The organism is Mesorhizobium sp. M0166, from assembly GCF_040322255.1.
In the GTDB taxonomy this organism is placed as follows: Bacteria; Pseudomonadota; Alphaproteobacteria; order Rhizobiales; family Rhizobiaceae; genus Mesorhizobium.
The window spans coordinates 57,623-76,134 of the sequence record NZ_JAMYTD010000008.1 but is presented as its reverse complement, the minus strand read 5'-3'; the positions used below and the strand labels follow the sequence as shown (position 1 = coordinate 76,134).

General features: G+C 61.7%; 16 protein-coding genes and 1 tRNA gene. 8 read left to right on the top strand and 9 right to left on the bottom strand.

The genetic code is table 11. The annotated features are described in order from the left end of the window. Nucleotides 1-24: 24 nt before the first annotated feature. The 6 genes from NKJ46_RS12295 (at nt 25) to NKJ46_RS12270 (ending at nt 7,287) form a co-directional block, all read left to right on the top strand. On the top strand, nt 25-2,334 hold the full coding sequence (locus NKJ46_RS12295; protein WP_352665213.1) for a lysozyme inhibitor LprI family protein: 2,310 nt from the start codon (nt 25-27) through the stop codon (nt 2,332-2,334). A 17-nt stretch (nt 2,335-2,351) separates the two neighbouring features. Continuing rightward, complete coding sequence (locus tag NKJ46_RS12290) at nt 2,352-2,768, top strand: lysozyme inhibitor LprI family protein (protein WP_023718799.1); 417 nt, start codon at nt 2,352-2,354, stop codon at nt 2,766-2,768. 15 nt (nt 2,769-2,783) lie between these two features. After that, nucleotides 2,784-4,661 (top strand): M60 family metallopeptidase, encoded by a 1,878-nt coding sequence (locus NKJ46_RS12285; protein WP_352665212.1) that lies wholly within the window; start codon nt 2,784-2,786, stop codon nt 4,659-4,661. A gap of 91 nt (nt 4,662-4,752) precedes the next feature. Then, the gene (locus tag NKJ46_RS12280; RefSeq protein WP_352665211.1) at nt 4,753-5,253 is read left to right on the top strand and encodes a hypothetical protein; all 501 of its coding nucleotides are present in this window, start codon (nt 4,753-4,755) and stop codon (nt 5,251-5,253) included. 108 nt (nt 5,254-5,361) lie between these two features. Continuing rightward, nucleotides 5,362-5,715, top strand: coding sequence for a DUF4087 domain-containing protein (locus NKJ46_RS12275; RefSeq protein ID WP_352665210.1), 354 nt, complete (start codon nt 5,362-5,364; stop codon nt 5,713-5,715). Between the two features lie 396 nt (nt 5,716-6,111). Next, a complete protein-coding gene (locus NKJ46_RS12270) occupies nt 6,112-7,287 on the top strand; it encodes a COG3904 family protein (protein ID WP_352665209.1) in 1,176 nt (391 codons plus the stop codon). Nucleotides 7,288-7,420: 133 nt separating this feature from the next. Here the strand turns inward: NKJ46_RS12270 and NKJ46_RS12265 are convergent. The 9 genes from NKJ46_RS12265 to NKJ46_RS12225 all read right to left on the bottom strand — a co-directional run bounded on the left by NKJ46_RS12265 (nt 7,421) and on the right by NKJ46_RS12225 (nt 16,113). Continuing rightward, nucleotides 7,421-7,505 (bottom strand) — tRNA-Leu (locus NKJ46_RS12265). 73 nt (nt 7,506-7,578) lie between these two features. Continuing rightward, nucleotides 7,579-8,199, bottom strand: coding sequence for a 2,3-bisphosphoglycerate-dependent phosphoglycerate mutase (locus tag NKJ46_RS12260; protein WP_352665208.1), 621 nt, complete (start codon nt 8,197-8,199; stop codon nt 7,579-7,581). A gap of 55 nt (nt 8,200-8,254) precedes the next feature. Further along, the gene (dapB, locus tag NKJ46_RS12255) at nt 8,255-9,103 is read right to left on the bottom strand and encodes a 4-hydroxy-tetrahydrodipicolinate reductase (RefSeq protein WP_502903395.1); all 849 of its coding nucleotides are present in this window, start codon (nt 9,101-9,103) and stop codon (nt 8,255-8,257) included. Then, nucleotides 9,100-10,959: an ABC transporter ATP-binding protein gene (locus NKJ46_RS12250; protein WP_502903394.1), complete on the bottom strand. Its 1,860-nt coding sequence runs from the start codon at nt 10,957-10,959 to the stop codon at nt 9,100-9,102. Before NKJ46_RS12250 ends, dapB begins: the two co-directional genes overlap by 4 nt. Nucleotides 10,960-11,079: 120 nt before the next feature. Continuing rightward, on the bottom strand, nt 11,080-12,105 hold the full coding sequence (locus NKJ46_RS12245) for a glucokinase (RefSeq protein ID WP_352491215.1): 1,026 nt from the start codon (nt 12,103-12,105) through the stop codon (nt 11,080-11,082). 121 nt (nt 12,106-12,226) lie between these two features. Continuing rightward, nucleotides 12,227-13,318: a penicillin-insensitive murein endopeptidase gene (mepA, locus tag NKJ46_RS12240; RefSeq protein ID WP_352665206.1), complete on the bottom strand. Its 1,092-nt coding sequence runs from the start codon at nt 13,316-13,318 to the stop codon at nt 12,227-12,229. Nucleotides 13,319-13,374: 56 nt separating this feature from the next. Next, on the bottom strand, nt 13,375-14,283 hold the full coding sequence (locus NKJ46_RS12235) for an SDR family oxidoreductase (protein WP_352665205.1): 909 nt from the start codon (nt 14,281-14,283) through the stop codon (nt 13,375-13,377). Further along, entirely contained in the window at nt 14,280-15,440 is a 1,161-nt protein-coding gene (queG, locus tag NKJ46_RS12230; RefSeq protein ID WP_352665204.1) for a tRNA epoxyqueuosine(34) reductase QueG, read from the bottom strand. The genes NKJ46_RS12235 and queG overlap by 4 nt, the downstream gene beginning before the upstream one ends. Continuing rightward, nucleotides 15,421-16,113 (bottom strand): glutathione S-transferase family protein, encoded by a 693-nt coding sequence (locus NKJ46_RS12225; protein ID WP_352665202.1) that lies wholly within the window; start codon nt 16,111-16,113, stop codon nt 15,421-15,423. The genes queG and NKJ46_RS12225 overlap by 20 nt, the downstream gene beginning before the upstream one ends. Nucleotides 16,114-16,274: 161 nt before the next feature. Between NKJ46_RS12225 and NKJ46_RS12220 the strand changes: the two genes are divergently transcribed. Both NKJ46_RS12220 and NKJ46_RS12215 read left to right on the top strand, forming a co-directional pair. After that, the gene (locus NKJ46_RS12220) at nt 16,275-17,081 is read left to right on the top strand and encodes an undecaprenyl-diphosphate phosphatase (RefSeq protein WP_352665201.1); all 807 of its coding nucleotides are present in this window, start codon (nt 16,275-16,277) and stop codon (nt 17,079-17,081) included. Between the two features lie 94 nt (nt 17,082-17,175). Beyond that, on the top strand, nt 17,176-18,426 hold the full coding sequence (locus tag NKJ46_RS12215) for a flavin-containing monooxygenase (RefSeq protein WP_352665200.1): 1,251 nt from the start codon (nt 17,176-17,178) through the stop codon (nt 18,424-18,426). Nucleotides 18,427-18,512 lie beyond the last annotated feature (86 nt).

Below are 18,512 nucleotides of genomic sequence, written 5' to 3'. Positions count from 1 at the left end.
GTAACTCTAAACGGAGGACAATCGATGAAACCCGCGATGCTGACCGCTGCCATGGTTCTGGCCATGCCAGGTTTAGCATTTGCCCAGGACAAGTGCGCCGCCAAGGATCAGGCCGCCCCGAACGCGTGCGCCGATGCCGCGTCCAGGAAATCCGACGACAAGCTGAACGAGCTTTACCAGCAGATCGAAGCCCGCCTGAAGGACGATGCGGATACCAGGACGCTTCTTGTTCAGGCACAGCGCGATTGGGTCAAATTTCGCGACGCCGAGTGCGGTTTCCAGACCGCGGGAGCGGCTGGAGGAAGCGTGGTGCCAATGCTCATCGCCCAGTGCATGGACAGCCTGACGCAATCCCGTGTCAAAGACTTCGAGGGCTACCTGAAATGCCAGGAAGGCGATCCGAGCTGCCCCGTTCCGGCAGCGAACACACCACCTGCCGTACCTGCCGTGGCCGATGAGAACGGCCAGACCGGCCTTGCCCAGGCTGCCGACCCGATACCCGTTCCATTGCAACATGTCAGGGACTACGGAACCGACAGTGATGAAGTCATCTATCACAAACTCGGGATCGTGGTGGGCATCAATGGTGCCAAGCCTCGTCTGTACGAATTCGACACCGGGTCGGATGAGTTCAACGCGGAGATCGATTCGAGTGTCCCCGGCATAAAGCCGGTGCCCGGCAGCAAGCCTGAAATGTACCCCTATGGAGACGGCACCTATGGCGATTGGGTACAACAGGTCCGTTTCGACAGCCTGTCCTATTACGATCCGGATGATCCCTCAAAGCCTGTCGTAACCCTCGATGGCGGCTTTGGCGCTGCTCGGGTGGTGGATTACGTCTACACCAAGGGTTTCGGCGACCTCGAGGATTTGAAATTGACGCAAAAGCCCGTGGGCTACCATGGCGATACGCCGGTCTATGCGGATCTTAATGCTCGCGAGAGCATGCAGAAAGGCGAACCCGGTGGTTCGACGACGTTTTACGGCATCTTTGGAGCTGGCGATTTTATCTTTGCAGGAGACCAGACCACTGCCCCCGGCAGTCAAACCCAAAGCGGCTATGTGGTCTCCGCCAATGCAAATCTTGGAAAAAAGAAGACCACACCGGGCTGCGTTCCCTGCCTAACGCTGAATTTGTCCCCCAGTCTGAGGTCTCAGTTCACGGCCCTGACCCCGTGGGGCAAGCTGGACTACAAAGACGCTCAGAGGAAATTTCCACGATCAGGCGCGAACGCATCCAATGAGTTAGAAGGGTCTTACCGTTATACAATTTCTTTTGATCATAAGGGAAAGAAGCAATCGGTTGATTTCAGTGGGCCTGTTTTATTGGATACAGGAACGTCGACCTTTGTCTCCATTACCTCAGAAGAAGTTTTAACTAAGCTTCGATCGAGAGGATTCGAGCTTAATGAATATAATTCAACTATAAGCAATTTTAAGTTTTTGGGATTTGAAGATAGTTTCAACAACAATGAATACAGCGACATCGTTATCGATCGCCAAAGCAATGAGGGTGACGGCAATGGAGTTACTGTCGGCATACCCTTCTTTCAGTCCAACTCCGTAATGTATGATCTGGAAAACAGAACGACCGCATATTCACCCTATTTTGTCAGCGCTGCTAACTTCACGACAGACGCGGCTGCCGAGGATCAAGTGCAGCTGAATCGCGCGACCAGCGCTGCTGGAAGCAAAGGATGGCTCGGACTGGCCGGCATCATCTCCGGCGCCGGCGACTTCACGATCGAGAAGGACGCCGACGTGCGCTTGACCGGGGCCAATACCTACACCGGCACAACCCATATCGCGGCCGATGGGTATCTTACTCTGGCCGGGCCGGGCAGCATTGAGCATTCCTCGCGCGTCATGGTCGACGGTGTGCTCAACATCGATCAGAAAGGAAACCACCTGAAGCCCTGGGGAGTGGCGCACTCCATGAACGATACGGCCATTCGCAACCTTAGCGGTAAAGGCAATGTCTATCTGGGTGCGGGCAGACTGATCCTGACAGAAGCCAACGGGCAATTTGATGGAACCATAGCGGACTTTGATGACGCCGGCGGCATGAGCGGCGGCCTCGTTGTCGCCGGCGGCAAGCTGACGCTGAGCGGCAAGAACAACTATTCCGGCGTGACGGAAGTCGCGTCAGGGGCGCAGTTGCGCGTGACCGGCTCTTTGACCGGTGACATTTCCGTCTCGGGATTGCTTGTCGTTGACGGGGAGGCCTCCGGCAAAGTCACGGTCAAGGAAGGCGGCAGGCTGACCGGCTTAGGAACGCTCGGCAGCGTCATGGTCGCCGAAGGTGGCAAAGCTGATCCAATGAAAACCAGATAATCGGGAAAGGGAAATCGATGAAAACCGCAATTCTGACTGCTGCCGTGGTTCTGGCCATGCCGACTTTCGCCTTTGCCCAGGACAAGTGCTACGACGCCGCCAAGGATCAGGCCTCGCTGAATGCGTGCGCCGATGCGGCGTTCAAGAAATCCGACAAGAAGCTCAATGAGCTTTACAAGCAGATCGAAGCCCGCCTGAAGGACGATGCGGATACCAGGAAGCTTCTTGTCCAAGCTCAACGGGATTGGGACAAATTTCGCGACGCCGAGTGCAGTTTCCAGACTTCAGGAGCGGCCGGAGGAAGCGTAATGCCGATGCTCACCGCGCAGTGCATGGACAGCCTGGCGCAATCCCGGGTCAAAGCCTTCGAGGGTTACCTGAAATGCGGCAAGCAGGGCGATCCGATGAGTTGTCCCGTTCCGGCCGCGAATTGACACCTCGGTGCCGGGATGAAGACCTTCATCGTATCTGCAGTGCACTTGATAGCTGGGCTGTTGCTGGCGGCAATTGTTGCGGTCGCAAGTGCCGCTGAGATCCCCGAAGGGGACTATTACATCGTCGCGAAGCATTCCTACAAAGCGCTCACCGCCTTTGAAGACGGGCATGGCGAGGTCGTGCTTGGTCAGTCCGCTCGCAAACCCAAGGATGGTCCCGCGCAGCTGTGGACCATCACCAGGGCGACCGGGGAAACGAACGGCGCAACCTATCAGATCCGGTCTCTACGATACGGGACGTATCTTGCCGGCGGCGACGAAGACGAAAACGGGGACACGAGTGTCGTCCTCGAGAATGAACAGCCCGCCGGAGGGTGGCGCTTCAAGCCGCATCTGAACAGCTATGGCGTCGAGCTGAATGACAGCGGCACGACGCTCAACGTCAGGGCCAATGAACGTGCGGACAACGCTCGGATCATCGTCTATGACGCCAGCCTGGACGATAATGCCCAGTGGTTGCTTTATCCGGCCGGCAATGGCGACCAACCGGCAGCGGCGTCGGCAGCGGTGTCGGAATTCGACAATCTGAACAAACGCTATCGCCTCGCCCCAATGCCTGCAGCCACACCCGAGGCCAATAGGCTGAGACGCACGAAGCTGATGGACGATCAGCCAAGCGGTGTGTTCGTGAAAAAGGGAGAGGCAGTATCGGTTACGGCCGAAGGCCTGCCGCGTTCCCCGGACGGCTTGATGATCATGATCGGCCCGATGAACAGCTTCTATGACGAAAGACCCCAGGATGACCCGCAATTGGTCATTGCCAAGCAAGGGCGCACCGATTTCACGGCGAAGCGCGACGGGCTGATCTATTTCCGCTACGTCGACAGCGGCTTCAGTGCGGCTCCGCCTCCGATCGACGTGGCCATCGTGCGCGGCGGCAGTTCGATCCCCCTCTACGTCAAGGGAAAAACAAGCTTCGAAGGCTGGCGTAAAATGCTCACCGACATGCCCGGTGCGCCATTCGTCGAGATGATAAGCGAGCGTGTTGCCATTACCGCGACCCGCAAAGTCTATATGAGGGCGCCTCAGGACGACCCCGCGGAAATTCTCGACACACTCGAGCAAATTCTAGGCTGGTACGATGCGCTATCCGGCCTCGACGGTTCCTCCAAACTTCATCGGCCTTCCCGTTTGCGCACGCACTATCAGCAGGACACGGTGACACCGGCGAAGGTCTTCGACGACGGCGTATACATGTACGCAGGCAACTATTTTATGGGTGTCCCCGGCAGCAACATGGGTGATTTGCTGGACGTGAATAAGCTGCGGCAAGCGTGGTCGATCTGGCATGAAACCGGCCATATGTACCAGCAGCAAGATTGGACCTGGGGCGAGATCGTAGAAACCACGGTCAATATCTATTCGCTCAATGCCCAAGCACATTTTGGCCATCCGTCCCGCCTGAAAGAGCGCGACGACTCTACCGGCAAGACGCCGCTGGATCTGGCGGCGCGATATCTGGCGCGGAAGACGCGCGATTTCGACAATGAAAAACAGATGCGTGTCAACGCGGATGACGACGATGAGCTTTGGGCGCGGCTGGTCATGTTCGATCAATTGCGCCGGGGTCTCGGCGAGGATTTCTATCCGAAGCTTCACCGATATTATCGCGAGCATCCACTGGATGATGCCAATGAGCAGGATACGGTCAAGGTACAAACCTTCATCCTGCGTGCCAGCACGGTCGCAAATCAGGACCTGACCCGGTTCTTTTCCGATTGGGGGCTGCACATCGAGCAGGAAACCGCCGACAGATTGAAGCGTTTGAATCTGCCTCCAGCAGATCCTCAACTGTCGCGCGTTGCTCTGAATGTTGCATCACGAGGAAACTGAATGATGAAGCCGGCGGCGAGCGCGATGCCGGAGCCAGGCACGAAAGGATGCGGGGTATCGGCATTGCGTGAGGGGCTAAAGGAGGTGGATTGTGAAACGCTATAGATCACTGCCCGCAGTAACGATTGCAGCATCTGCGCTGTTGGCATGTGCTGTGCCGGCGACAGCGCAGGGCGACCTTGGCTTCGACGTCAACGTCACGCTGTCCAAAAAAGCAGCCGCCAAGCTCGCGGCTAAAAAGGAAGCGATCGTTGTCCTCGCCTCCTATTACGGCGATCCGAAGCGGGGCGCCGAGAAGCACGCCAACGAAGTCGGCCAGATCGATCTCACGCCGCAGGACGAAGAGATCGAAATAGCGGGCACAGCGGGCCACGCCCGCATCAGCGGCACAAAGGTCGACACGAAGCGTCTCGACTGGCTTGCCGGCCCTCCCGAGGTCAACGTCAACGTTGCGTCGGCGCGCAAGAGCAGTCCGGACAATCTGCTCAGCTGCGATTTCATCGACGGTCCACTAAGCGATGTCCAAAGGAAGCCTGTGACGCTTCATTGCGGATTGATCGAAGAAAATGTGGACACGAAGTTGAGGCCATAAGGCACACAAAATCATGCCGACTCGTTACCGGCGCCAACGCAGATTATCGGCGGCATGACCTGCTTTGCTCAAGGGAGGTAAAGATTCTCCATGCGGCCATTGTTCGCTATGTGTTTCGGCCTGACCATCATGTCCTTGCCTGCTGCCGCCCATGCCGAGCGTCGTTGTGGCTGGTACTCCAGCCCGACACCAGGCAACCTCGTCCTGGCCGACAGTGACGGGGATTGGTGGATCCAGATGCAGGGACGGCCGGATCCCAAAGGCATCGACAATGTGCCGGCCTTTGACGAGCGACAATTCGTCGAGACCAATGTGCCTGGTTCGGGCCACGGCTACGGATGTGCGTGCATGACCGTCGCGACCAACGCCAAGCAGCAAAAGATCACCAGAGTGATCTCGGGCCAAATCCTTCCGCTGGCGCGCTGCCGCAACGACAGATCGCTGCCTAACCCGGAGGGATAATTATTGGATATCTTATCGGACAGCCTAGTCTAGGACATCACCAACAAAAAAGCCCGGCAAAACCGGGCTTTTTCTTGGGCTCTGAACGTTATCAGAAGTTCGAAACTGGAATCTGGTGCCCAGAAGAGGACTACTCGATGAAAAATTACACCATAGGGTTCGGCGGTTGGTGTACGCAGCTGCGCCAAAAGTGTGCCGCAGTTTCTGTAGGATAGGTGGACAATTGAGACGGCCACATTGGAAGATTGCCCTGATGCCTCGAAAAGAGATGACGGCGCTCCCCTGCCGGTCGCGACCAAAGCATGGGCTTAAAGTTGCTAGCACCAGATCTGCATCGAAGATTCGACAGTCGCGTTCACCGGGGGTAGGCTGGGTTTTGGGGTTGTTCTTGGGGTCATGTCTCGCGCCTTGGTCGTTCGCGTCATGTTGTGTGTTGCATCGGTGCTGCTGGGAGCTCCGGCGGCCCATGCCGGTTTGCAGTTTCAAGTTGGGCAGACCGATTCCGGATTCCGGTATATACTCGTATCGGGTGATTTCTCGTATCAGGATGACCTATCGGTTTTCGAGGCATTGGCGCGGTCCAATGCATCAGTCGCTGTCACCCTCCAGTCCCCCGGCGGCAACATCCAGAAGGCTATGGAGCTTGGCCGCCTTATTCGCAGGCTCCATCTCAGCACGGCTCAATTCAGGGCTGTCGAGTGTGCTTCGGCCTGTTCCCTGGCGTTCCTTGGTGGCGTTGTGCGCTACGCCGAGCCGGGTTCCATCGGCGTCCACAGGTCCTCATTCAGTGGCGACATTCCCGTAAACACCAAGGACGCCGTTTCCGGCGTTCAGCAGGTGACCGCCGACATCATCACCTACATGATCGAAATGGGCGTGGACCCCGCTCTGCTTCAGCTTTCGCTGCAATATGACAGTGACGACATACGTTATCTTTCTAGGAGCGAGATGGCGAAGTACAAGGTCGTTACCTTGGAACCCGAAGCGAGCTGGCCGCCGGTCGCAAGCCAGCCACCATCTTCGACGCCATCGTCCCAGCAAGCGCCGCGACAACCCCCTGTCGCGTCTTTGCCGCCTGCTTCCACGAATCCTTCACTTGTTATTCCCCAGGCCCGCTCGGGCCGGGTTCTCCGCTCCCAGGGCGCGGCGCCTTTAAAGGCGCTCCCTGAGGTAAGATCTGCCACCCTCGTCAATGTGCGAAACGGCAGCTCAGTCGTGATCTTGGGTAATGTCGAGCGATGGTACCGCGTCCGTGCAGACGGTCAGGTCGGCTACATGCATGACACCTGGGTCTACGTCGACCAGTATGAGAGCGGCCCCTTCGGACAGCGTCATATCCAGGTCAAGAGCTTCGACAATCTTGCCGATGCGGAAGCCTATGTGCGATCGGCATCAATCCCGCTTGTCGGTTATCTCGCCACCAACGGGTGGTTCGCCATCACGCTACGCGGCACCTATGCCCAGGATACCGCTAAGAACCTAGCCAAGGCGATGAAGGAAAACGGGTCGATCCCCAACGACGCCTACGTCACTTATGGCAACAATTATGTCCGCAATGTCTGTTGCCGCTAGCCGGCGCGCTTAACAGTAAGGGCAGCACACCCCCGACCGGACCCAAAAAAGGCCGCGAAACAAGAAAAAGCCCGGCAAAACCGGGCTTTTTCTTGGGTTTCTGAACCTCATCAAAAAGTTCGAAACGGGAATTTGGTGCCCAGAAGAGGACTCGAACCTCCACTCCTTGCGGAACACGGACCTGAACCGTGCGCGTCTACCAATTCCGCCATCTGGGCTGGTGCGCGCTCATTAAGCGGGCGAGGGATGAGTGTCAACGCGCTTTTTTGAAAGCCGCGTTGCTTCTCCGCTTCAGCCCTCCAGCACTTCCTTCGATGCCACCGTGGAATCGGCGTTGAGCGTGTAGATGACCGGCACGCCGGTGCCGAGTTCGAGCTTGACGATCTCCTCGCCCGATTTGCCGTCCAGCGCCATGATCAGCGCGCGCAGCGAATTGCCGTGCGCCGCCACCAGCACGGTGCCGCCGCGCAGCACATACGGCTGCAGATCGTGCAGGTAATAGGGCCAGACGCGCGCGCCGGTATCCTTCAGGCTTTCCCCGCCGGGCGGCGCCACGTCGTAGGAGCGGCGCCATATATGCACCTGCTCCTCGCCCCATTTCTTGCGCGCATCATCCTTGTTGAGGCCGGAGAGATCGCCATAGTCGCGCTCGTTCAGCGCCTGGTCGCGAATGGTCTCGAGGTCGCTCTGGCCGACGGCGTCGAGAATATGCTGGCAGGTCTTCTGCGCCCGGATCAGCGACGACGTGAAGGCGATATCGAATTTCATGCCGCGCGCCCTGAGCTTGGCGCCGGCTTGCTTGGCCTCGGCATGGCCCAATTCGGTCAGGTCGACGTCGCGCCAGCCGGTAAAAAGGTTCTTCAGGTTCCATTCGCTCTGGCCGTGGCGCACGAGCACGAGAGTTCTCGACATATTTGCTCCTTCAAATTTTGTGGATCAAATCTTGTGGATCAGCCAATTCTGTTGATCAGATTGTCAGGCCGAGTACGTCCCGCATCGAATAGAGGCCCGGCTTGCGGCCGCGCGCCCACAGGGCTGCCTTGACCGCGCCACGGGCAAAGATCGCTCGGTCCTCGGCATGATGGGCAAGCGTGATGCGCTCGCCGGTACCGGCCAGCACCACACTGTGGTCGCCGACCACCGAGCCGCCACGCAAGCTGGCGAAACCGATCGAGCCGCTCTTGCGCACGCCGGTGTGGCCGTCGCGCACGCGAACATCGTTGCCGGCAAGTGCTACGCCGCGCCCGGCAGCGGCGGCTTCGCCGAGCAGCAGCGCAGTGCCCGACGGCGCATCGACCTTGTGCCGGTGGTGCATTTCCAGGATCTCGATGTCGAAATCGTCGGCGTCGAGCGCGCGCGCGGCCTGCTCAACCAGCACCGCCAGCAGATTGACGCCGAGGCTCATATTGCCTGACTTGACGATCGTCGCGTGCCGCGCCGCCGCCGCGATCTTGGCATTGTCTTCGGCCGAGCAGCCGGTGGTGCCGATGATATGGGCGATGCGCGCCTGCGCGGCATAGCCGGCGAATTCGACCGTCGCTGCCGGCGTGGTGAAATCGAGCACGCCGTCGGCCTTGGCGAAGGCCGGCAGCGGATCGTCGCCGATCGCCACCTCGAGCCTGCCGACGCCGGCCAGCTCGCCGGCATCCTTGCCGATATGGGGCGAACCGGCCCGCTCGATCGCGCCGGCGACACGCGCGCCCGGTATCGTGTGGATGGCGCGGATCAGCGCCTGGCCCATACGGCCGGCCGCACCCACCACCACCAGGCCCATTTCCTCCGTTTCATTGATGTTGGCGGTCGGCGTGTCACTCATGAATGTCTCCCGGCCGCCTTTTTCGCGCGACCATTTTGCGCCGCAGTCTGGATTGGCTTGGCGTCATCGACAAGCCCCAGCCCTTTCCTGCCTTGCACCCGGTGGAACCGCGCATAGACGCTGCGCGGGTCGGCCATCAGCGAGGCATGCGTGCCCTGTTCGACCAGCCGGCCCTGCTCCAGCACGATGATATGGTCGGCATTGACCACCGTCGACAGCCGGTGCGCGATGACGATGGTGGTGCGCCCTTCCATGACATGGGTCAGCGCTTCCTGGACGCGGGCCTCGGCCTCGTTGTCGAGCGCCGAGGTGGCTTCATCGAGCAGCAGGATCGGCGCCTGCCGCACGATAGCGCGTGCAATCGATACGCGCTGGCGCTGGCCGCCCGACAGCGTCACGCCGTTCTCGCCGACGGGCGTGTCGTAGCCTTGCGGCTGCTGGCGGATGAAATCGTCTGCCGCGGCCTGTTGCGCGGCGCGTTCAATCTCGGCGTCGGTCGCGCTCAGTCGCCCGTAGCGGATGTTGTCGCGGATGGTGCCTTCGAACAGATAGGGCTGCTGCGAAACATAGGCGATCGAGCCGCGCAGCGAATGCTTGGTGATCTTTGAAATGTCCTGGCCGTCGATTTCGATGCTGCCCGACTCGACGTCGTAGAAGCGCTGCAGCAGCGCAACCAGAGTCGTCTTGCCGGCGCCCGTGGCGCCGACGATCGCGGTCACCTTGCCGGCGGCGGCGACAAAGCTCAGGTCCTGGAGGACCGGCGCCTCTTCGACATAGCGGAAGGACACATTGTTGAAGCGCACTTCGCCAGAGGTGAATTTTGCCTCGGCGGCTCCCGGCACGTCACCCTGCTGCGGCTCGAGGTCGAGAAGCTCGTAGATCATGCGCGCATTGACCAGCGACTTCTCCATGCCGACCTGCATACGCGCCAGTCGCCTGGCCGGGTCATAGGCAAGCAGCAGGGCGGTGATGAAGGCAAACACCGCGCCCGGCGGCTGGCCGCCGACGGTCGCCCGGTAGCCGGAATAGGCGATGACGCCGGCGACGGCGAAGCCGGCCAGCATTTCGGAGATCGGCGTCAGCCGTTCCGAGACGCGGGCGATCTTGTTTGCCCGCTGCTCGGCGCCCGCGACGAGGCCGCCGATGCGGCGCGACAGTTCGTCTTCCAGGGTGAAGGCCTTGACGATAGCGATGCCTTGCGTCGCTTCCTGCATGGCGCCGATCAGCCGCGAGTTGATCTGCACCGATTCACGGGTGATGCGACGCACCCGGCGCATCAGATAGGTGACACTGTAGATCAAAGGCGGGCCGATCAGCAGCGACATCGCCGAGAGCATCGGGTCCTGCCAGATCATGACGCCGACCAGCGCGACAAGCGATACGGCATCGCGCGCCAGCGATGTCAGCGTCATCGACAGGAGATCGCGGATGCCGTTGACGTTCTCGTTGATCTGTGCGGCGAGCCGGCCCGAGCGGGTGTCGTTGAAGAAGCTGACGCCGAGCTTCATCAGGTGGTCGAAGATGCGGCGTTGATAGCGCGCCACCAGATTGTTGCCGATTTTGGCCAGCGTCACTGCCTGGCCGTAGCTGGCCAGCCCGCGCAGCATGAAGGCGGCCAGGATCGACACGCTGATCAGCGCGATAAGATCGCCGCGCTGTTGGTAGAATATCTGATCGATGACATCCTTCATGATCCAGGCTGTGAAGGCGGTCGTTGCCGCGATCGTCACCAGGCACAGCACGGCAAGAGCATAGTACCAGCGATAATCGCGGCTGTTCTCGGCGATGATGCGGCGGATCACTGCCACGATCTCGCTGGGACGGACTTTCCCTTTGGTTGGTGCTGGAATTGTCAAAGTTGGAGCGCTTTGTGGTTTCGGTTCGGCCGGGCTGCAATTCGGCAACCTCTTAACGCCCCAATGGCGGCTTGCCTATGGCCGGGGACGGCGAAACTTCGTCGCGGCGCAGCTTATGTCCTAGACCCGCCAGCGCCGCCCCGCCGTCTGCACGCCGAACAGCGACGGATTTCTGGCATAGGCGGCCAGCCCTAAAAGCGCCGCCAGCGGATGGGTGATGACGTAGACCGGCATGCTGCGCATCAGGGCGCTGTGCGGCGCCTTATCCTCGAAGGCGGCGCGGAAACTGCCGGTGCGCAGCGCCGGCAGGATTTTTTGCGCGATGCCGCCGGTGAGAAACACGCCGCCGCGGCTCATGAACACCAGAGCGAGGTCGCCGGCGGTGCGCCCCAGGCAGGTGACGAAGATCGACAGCGCCTCTTCGGCCACCGGATCGTTCTTTGCCAGCGCCGCGGCGGTGACCTCGGCGGGCGTGGTGAAGGGCGACGGCTTGCCGTCCGCCTTGGCCACCGCCCGGTAGGCATTGACCAGGCCGCGCCCTGACAGAATCTGTTCGCCGGAGATGCGGCCCTCGAGCTTCTCGATATGCGGAAACACCTGGAAATCGCGCGGCGAGCGCGGGCCGATATCCATATGGCCGCCCTCGCCGGGCACCGGTATCCAGTGATGCAGCGCATAAACCAGCCCGGCGACGCCGAGCCCGGTTCCCGGGCCGAGCACCACCCGCCCGGAATTCGGTTCCGGCGCGTCACCGCCGATCTTCTCCATATGCTCGTCGCCGAGCGCGACGACGGCCAGCGCCTGCGCCTCGAAGTCGTTGAGCACCACGACGTCGCTGAGACCGAGACTGGCGAACATCTGTCTCGGCTTGACGATCCATGGGCAATTGGTAAGCGGGATCTCGTCGCTTTCGACAGGACCGGCTACCGCCAGCACAGCTGAATTCGGCCGGACCGACGAGCGGTCGAGCACGGCCGACTGGATCGCCTCGTCGATCGTATTGAAGTTGGCGGTCTGCACGATCGTCGGCTCGCCGGCTTCGGAATTCGCGTCGAGCACGATCGAGAAGCGCGCATTGGTGCCGCCTATGTCGCCGATCAGGATCGGAAATCGCAACAGAGTGTCGTCGTCGCTTACGCCTGGCATGCTCTCGTCCGTTCCCGACGCGTATCGCCGGTCTCTCGTTGACTAGCGCATGACCGCAAAAAGAGAAATCGGTTTTCGAAGTGGAGATGCACAGATGCAGACAGCGAACGCGCTGTCCGCATCAGTGCCCCGGTCGTGGCCGCGGCAGCGGAATGCCGATCTCGGGGGTCGCCACAAAGGCGCTCGCCGAGGCTGGAAGCGCTGCCGCGCCGGCTGCGACCGTCGGCGGTGGCGAAGGCTCTGCCGCGGGAGCAGGTGCGGCCGCGATCGGTACGCCGTCGCCATAGTAGGTGACTGCTTCCGCCGAGGCCGGAGCCGGCGCGTCGAGCACGAACTGGCATTGCCTGGGCAGGTTCGCCATCGTCATCACGTCGCGTGCCTTCGGCTTGTCCGGATTTTTGTTGGGGCGCCACGGCTCCTCGGTGAACCACCAGGCCAGCGCCTGGTCGCAGCCATCGCCCGGCGCCGTCGCTTCCTGCGCCTTGCAGTCGGGTGACCGAGGCTGGCAGCCGATGCGAATATGGAAGTGGTAATCGTGGCCCCAGAATGGCCTGACCTTGCGCAACCAGCTGCGGTCGCCTTTGACCGTGTCGCAGAGCTTCTTCTTGATCCCTGGATTGACCAGGATGCGCTCCACTTCGGGATAGCTCGCAGCGCGCTTCAACAGCCGCGTATGCATCGGCGTCCACAGCCCGTCCTTCACCAGATGGGTCTTTTCATCGACCATCAAGGTAGCGCTGATGTTTTCGCGCTCTTCGGTCGAAAGCTTGCGGTCGGGCATCGGCGTCAGCCAGATGTCGGCGTCGAGGCCGATCTGGTGCGAGGCATGGCCGGTCAGCATCGGTCCGCCGCGCGGTTGCGAGATGTCGCCGATCAGCAGGCCCGGCCAGCCGTCGGCCGCGGCATCGCGCGACAGTTTCTCGATCAGCGCGATCATTGCCGGATGGCCCCAGCGGCGGTTGCGCGACGGTCGCATCACCTCCCAGTGCCGGCCGTCCATGGGCAGGGCGACGCCGCCGGAAAAACAGCCTTTGGAATAAAAGCCGATCGATTGCGCTGCTGCGAGTGCCGGCAGCTTTTTGGCGCCGAACAGGTCTTTTGCCCGTTGCTCGGCGCTCGCCGTCTGCACGGCAAGCGTTAGGCCGGCGACGGCCAGTGCTGCCGTCAGCAGCAGTGTTTTTCCCCGCAAGGCTCGCGTTAACGTCTTCTGCAAGCTGGACCCCTCCGCGATTTGAACCGCATCATACCACGGCCCGCGCTACGTATCGATCATGACCGTTTCATCGGGCTGCGCGCCTCGCCGTCGCGCCAGCCGCCACTCGCCCACATGGCGTCGAGAGCCGAGCGGTAGTCGGGGAAGCGAAAGCCATAGCCGGCCGCCTTGATCGCCGCGTTGGCGACACGCTTGTTCTCGCCATAGAAGGACCGCGCCATGGGCGAAAGTTGGGCGGTCTCGAACGGAATTTCGGGCGGCGGCTCGATGCCCATCAATCGGGCGGCATAGGCGACGACGTCCTGCGGCGGCGCCGGCAGGTCGTCGGTGACGTTGAAGACGCCGCCGCGATTGCCTTCGGCGAGATGCCAGAGAGCGCCGGCAATGTCGTCGCAATGGATGCGGTTGAACACCTGGCCCGGCTTGACCAGTCGCCGGGCGGTGCCGTTTTCGAGATTGACCAGGGCGTTGCGGCCCGGCCCATAAATGCCGGAAAGCCGCAGGATCGCCACCGGCCGGTCGATGTCGTGGCCCAGTTTCAGCCAATCCTGCTCGGCGGCAACCCTCATCACTGATCGCTTCGATACTGGCCGGCATTCGGCGGCCTCGTCCACCCAATTGCCGCCATGGTCGCCATAGACGCCGACGGTGGAGAGATAGGCGATCCATTCGAGCTCCGGCATGTTGGCCGCGATCACCGCGCGTGCCGCGCCCAGGACCGGGTCGCCGGCCTCGTCCGGCGCGACCGAGACGATGAGATGGGTTATCTTCCCAAGCGCATCGCCGATTTCGGAGGTCAGCGTGCCATCGAAACGCAGCGGCACGATACCGGCTTGCCGCAGCGCCGCCAATTTTCCCTGCGACCGTGTTGTACCGAAGATCGTTGTATCGGCATCCTTGTTGGCGCGGGCGAAAGCCTTGCCCGAATAACCGGCGCCGAAGATGAAAATCTGCTGTTTGGTCATGTATGCGCCTCGATAGGCTTTGGCAGGGCCAGAAGCCATTCGCCTCTCACCGCCTCGTCATGTTCTGCTTGCAAAGCGGCTGCGGCACGTTCGGCAAACTCCCGACGCGGCACCAGCCGCGACAGCGCCCATACCGCGGCTCCGCGAACCAGGGGCGAGGCGTCGTCGAGCAGCGCGCGAACGGCGCCGGCAAGCGACAAGTCCTGGGAATTGCCGGCGGCGATCAGCACGTTGCGGATAAAACGGTCGCGGCCGATGCGCTTGACCGGCGAGCCCGAAAAAAGCGCGCGGAAGGCAGCGTCGTCGAGGCGCAGCAGCTCGGCGAGCGGCGGTTCGCGCAAGTCCGCGCGGGCGGCAAGCTTTGCCTCCGAAGCGGCTTGGGCGAACTTGTTCCACGGGCAGGCAGCCAGGCAGTCGTCGCAGCCATAGATACGGTTGCCGATCTTTTCCCGGAACTCATGTGGGATCGGTCCTTTGTTCTCGATGGTGAGGTATGAAATGCAGCGCCGCGCATCGAGCCGGTAAGGCGCCGGAAAGGCGTCCGTCGGGCAGGCGTCGAGACAGGCCCGGCAGGAGCCGCAATGATCGTCCTCAGGCGCGTCCGGCACCAGTTCGGCCGTCGTGAAGATGGTGCCGAGGAACAGCCAGGAGCCATGCGTTCGGCTGACCAGGTTGGTGTGCTTGCCTTGCCAGCCAAGGCCGGCCGCCTCGGCCAGCGGCTTTTCCATCACCGGCGCGGTGTCGACAAACACTTTCACGTCCCCGCCGGCGCGCGCCACGATCTTGCCGGCGATCTCCTTCAGCCGGCCTTTCATCACGTCATGGTAATCGCGGTTCTGCGCATAGGCCGAGATCGCGCCGCGGTCGCGCTTCGCCAGCACCTCGCGTGGGTCGTGGTCGGGGCCGTAATTCATCGCCAGCACGATGATCGAGCGGACCTCTGGCCAAAGCGTCGTCGGTTTGCCTCGCCGCTCGAGCGTTTCGGCAATCCAGCCCATCGAGCCGTGAAAGCCGTCGGCAACGAATTCGGCCAGCCGTTCCGGCGCCTGCGGAATCGCATCGGGCGTTGTGACGGCAACGGCGTCAAAGCCGGCATTCCGCGCCTCGCGGTCGATCAGCGCGCGCAGCTTTGCCGTATCAGAAATCGAGGTCCGCATAATGTGACACCGGCGACAGGCCGCGCACCCGGTCGGACAGAAGCGGCCGGAACGAAGGCCGTGATTTCACCCTTGTATACCATTCGCGCGCGGCGCTGTGTTCGCGCCAGTCGATCTCGCCGAGATAGTCGAGCACCGACAGTGCTGCCGCCGCCGCGAGATCGGCATAGGTGACCTTGTTGCCGGCCAGCCAATGACGGGTGCCAGCCAGCCAGTTGGTGTATTTCATGTGCTGGCGGATATTGGCGCGGGCGGCGCGGATCGCCGCCGAATCGGGCGAGCCACCGCCTGCCGTTTCCGGCATCACCGGCTTCAGGACGCGTTCGCGCACCAGATGCCGGGTAACCTCGCTTTCCGCCTTGTTGAGGTACCAGTCGGTTAGCCGGCGGATTTCGGCGCGCTCCATCGGATCCTCGGCGAACAGCCGCTTGTCGCGCTTGAGTACGCCGCGCGTCTCGTCGAGATATTCGGCAATGACAGCTGCGCCGACGATCGGCACGTCGCCTTCGGCAAGCAGGATCGGCAGCGTGCCGGCCGGGTTCAGCGCCAGGAACTCCTTGCGCCGCGTCCACGGCTTCTCTTCGATCAGCGCCAGTTCCTCGCCATACTCGCCAAAGGCGAGGCGGACGAAGCGGCAGCTGGCGAACATCGGATGGTGGAAAAGCGTCAGCATGGTCCCGCGATAATAGAGCGCACTGGCAAATCGCCGGCTGCGCCGGTAAGTCTTGGCCGCCCGATTCAGGGGCTGTCAGGGTGCTGCGACCTATAGGGGGAGTTCCGCGCCGTGACAAGCAAGCCGTTTTCTCAAGCCCTCCCTCCAACGCCGAGGTTGCCATGGAAAGCCAGACTGTCGTTGAAGCGCTGCTGCTCGGCATGCTCGAGGGCCTGACCGAGTTTATTCCGGTGTCTTCGACCGGTCATATCCTGCTCGCCGGCCATTTCCTCGGCTTTCATTCGACCGGCAAGGCCTTCGAAATCCTGATCCAGCTCGGCGCCATATTGGCGATCCTCAGCGTCTACTTCCGCCGTCTCTGGACAATGCTGCTCGAGCTGCCCTATGACCGGCTGACGCGGCATTTCGTCCTTGGCATCCTTATCGCATTCCTGCCGGCGGCAATCATAGGCGCGCTGGCGCATGATTTCATCAAGACGGTGCTGTTCGAATCGCCGCGGCTGATCTGCATCATGCTGATCATCGGCGGCGTCATCCTGCTGCTGGTCGATCGCATGAAGCCGAAGCCGTATTACCACGATGTCGAGCGGTTCCCGACCAGGCTTTATCTGCAGATCGGGCTGTTTCAGTGCTTGTCGCTGATCCCCGGCACGTCGCGCTCGGGCTCGACGATCGTCGGCGCGCTGCTGCTCGGCGTCGACAAGCGGGCGGCGGCGGAATTCTCCTTCTTCCTTGCCATCCCGACGATGGTCGGCGCCTTCGCCTTCGATCTGTTCAAGAACCGCAATGTACTGAGCAGCGCCGACCTGCCCATCATCGCCGTCGGCTTCGTCGCCGCCTTCGTCACCGCGCTAATCGTCGTGCGCTTCCTGCTCGACTACGTCTCGCGCCATGGCTATGCGCTGTTCGGCTGGTGGCGGCTGGTCGTCGGCATCGTCGGCCTGACGGGGCTGGTAATCTGGGGGTGAGCCGGCGCGGATAGCGCAATCCCAGCCGGAACTCTATTCTTGCCCCACGCCGAGCCATACGATCTTGTGGACGTATGGTTGGCAGGGGGAAAGCATGAGCGAAGTTCTTGACGCCCTCGTTATTGGCGCCGGTCCGGCGGGGCTCGGCGTCAGCTATTTCTTGAAACGGCAGGGCCGCGACCACCGCGTGCTCGATCGAGGCCGAATCGGCGAGACGTGGCGAACGCAGCGGTGGAACTCGTTTCGACTGAATTCGCCCACCATTCGCTCCATCTTACCCGGTGATTCCTACGAGGGGCCGGAGCCGTGGGGCGCGATAACCCACCACGAGTTCGTCGCATACCTCGAAGGCTATGTCGAGCGGCACCGCCTGCCGGTAAGCACCCAAACTCCGGTGCAAGAGCTGACGAGAGACGATGGGATCTTTCGCATCACCACGACGGACAGGGCATTTCTGGCGCGCAATGTGGTGATCGCTACTGGCGATCAAAACCGGCAGGTCCGGCCACCGGGGTCGACTGATTTGCCAACCGCAATTCGCCAAGTCGATTCCTCGGCTTATCGCAACCCGGCCGAGTTCGAGAGTGGCGCGGTGCTAGTGGTCGGCAGTGGCCAGTCGGGCGGCCAGATCGCCGAGGATCTGGCGCTGGCCGGACGTGTGGTCTTTTTGGCGACCAGCCGCAACGGCCGTTGGGTGCGGCGCTACCGCGGGGGCAACATACTTAAATGGTTGACGCTGTCCGGTTTTCTCGACGTTCCGCGCAAGGAACTCGTCCTCCCCTCCGGCAAGCTGCAGGCCCGCGCGCTGGTCGGCGCGACCCATACGATCAGCCTGCAATCGCTGAGTGCGCAGGGCGTGGTGCTGCTCGGCCGCTTCAGGGGCGTGGAGAACGGCAGCCTCGTCTTCGGCGACGAACTCGACGACCATATGCGATTTGCCGACGAGGTTTCGGCGAATGCCAAGCGCCTGGTTGACGAGTACATAGAGCGCACCGGCCTCGATGCGCCACCGGCAGAGGACGATCCGGGTGAGACGATTGAACCGCGCTTGCCCGATCCGCCGATCCGCTCCCTCGAATGGACGGCGAGCGGCATCAGGTCGGTGATCTGGTGCACGGGCTTCACCGGCGATTTCTCATGGGTTCGGCTTGCCGGCGCGCTTGATGCAGCCGGCCAGCCCGTCCACGAGGATGGCGTCGGCGCTGTTCCAGGTCTCTTTTTCGCCGGCCTCGATTTCGGATCGACGCGGAAGTCGGGCACCATACCGGCCATTCCAGAGGAGGTGGCCGCCGTCGTGGAGCGGCTTGTCCAGGCGGGAGCCGACTTGCCACGGAACGGCGTCTAACCGAGCCGTCGAACGCGGGTTGTTGAACGTGCAAGAACATGACAGCTCTGGTGCGATCAAGACGACGCACGCTGCCTTTTGTCGAA

What these genes read in the sequence shown, in the direction of transcription:
- NKJ46_RS12285 (WP_352665212.1), top strand. Translation starts at nt 2,784, where the DNA reads ATGAAGACCTTCATCGTATCTGCAGTGCACTTGATAGCTGGGCTGTTG.
- NKJ46_RS12275 (WP_352665210.1), top strand. Translation starts at nt 5,362, where the DNA reads ATGTGTTTCGGCCTGACCATCATGTCCTTGCCTGCTGCCGCCCATGCC.
- NKJ46_RS12235 (WP_352665205.1), bottom strand. Translation starts at nt 14,283, where the DNA reads ATGACCAAACAGCAGATTTTCATCTTCGGCGCCGGTTATTCGGGCAAG.
- NKJ46_RS12270 (WP_352665209.1), top strand. Translation starts at nt 6,112, where the DNA reads ATGTCTCGCGCCTTGGTCGTTCGCGTCATGTTGTGTGTTGCATCGGTG.
- NKJ46_RS12220 (WP_352665201.1), top strand. Translation starts at nt 16,275, where the DNA reads ATGGAAAGCCAGACTGTCGTTGAAGCGCTGCTGCTCGGCATGCTCGAG.
- NKJ46_RS12225 (WP_352665202.1), bottom strand. Translation starts at nt 16,113, where the DNA reads ATGCTGACGCTTTTCCACCATCCGATGTTCGCCAGCTGCCGCTTCGTC.
- dapB (WP_502903395.1), bottom strand. Translation starts at nt 9,103, where the DNA reads ATGAGTGACACGCCGACCGCCAACATCAATGAAACGGAGGAAATGGGC.
- NKJ46_RS12295 (WP_352665213.1), top strand. Translation starts at nt 25, where the DNA reads ATGAAACCCGCGATGCTGACCGCTGCCATGGTTCTGGCCATGCCAGGT.
- NKJ46_RS12215 (WP_352665200.1), top strand. Translation starts at nt 17,176, where the DNA reads ATGAGCGAAGTTCTTGACGCCCTCGTTATTGGCGCCGGTCCGGCGGGG.
- NKJ46_RS12245 (WP_352491215.1), bottom strand. Translation starts at nt 12,105, where the DNA reads ATGCCAGGCGTAAGCGACGACGACACTCTGTTGCGATTTCCGATCCTG.
- NKJ46_RS12260 (WP_352665208.1), bottom strand. Translation starts at nt 8,199, where the DNA reads ATGTCGAGAACTCTCGTGCTCGTGCGCCACGGCCAGAGCGAATGGAAC.
- queG (WP_352665204.1), bottom strand. Translation starts at nt 15,440, where the DNA reads ATGCGGACCTCGATTTCTGATACGGCAAAGCTGCGCGCGCTGATCGAC.
- NKJ46_RS12290 (WP_023718799.1), top strand. Translation starts at nt 2,352, where the DNA reads ATGAAAACCGCAATTCTGACTGCTGCCGTGGTTCTGGCCATGCCGACT.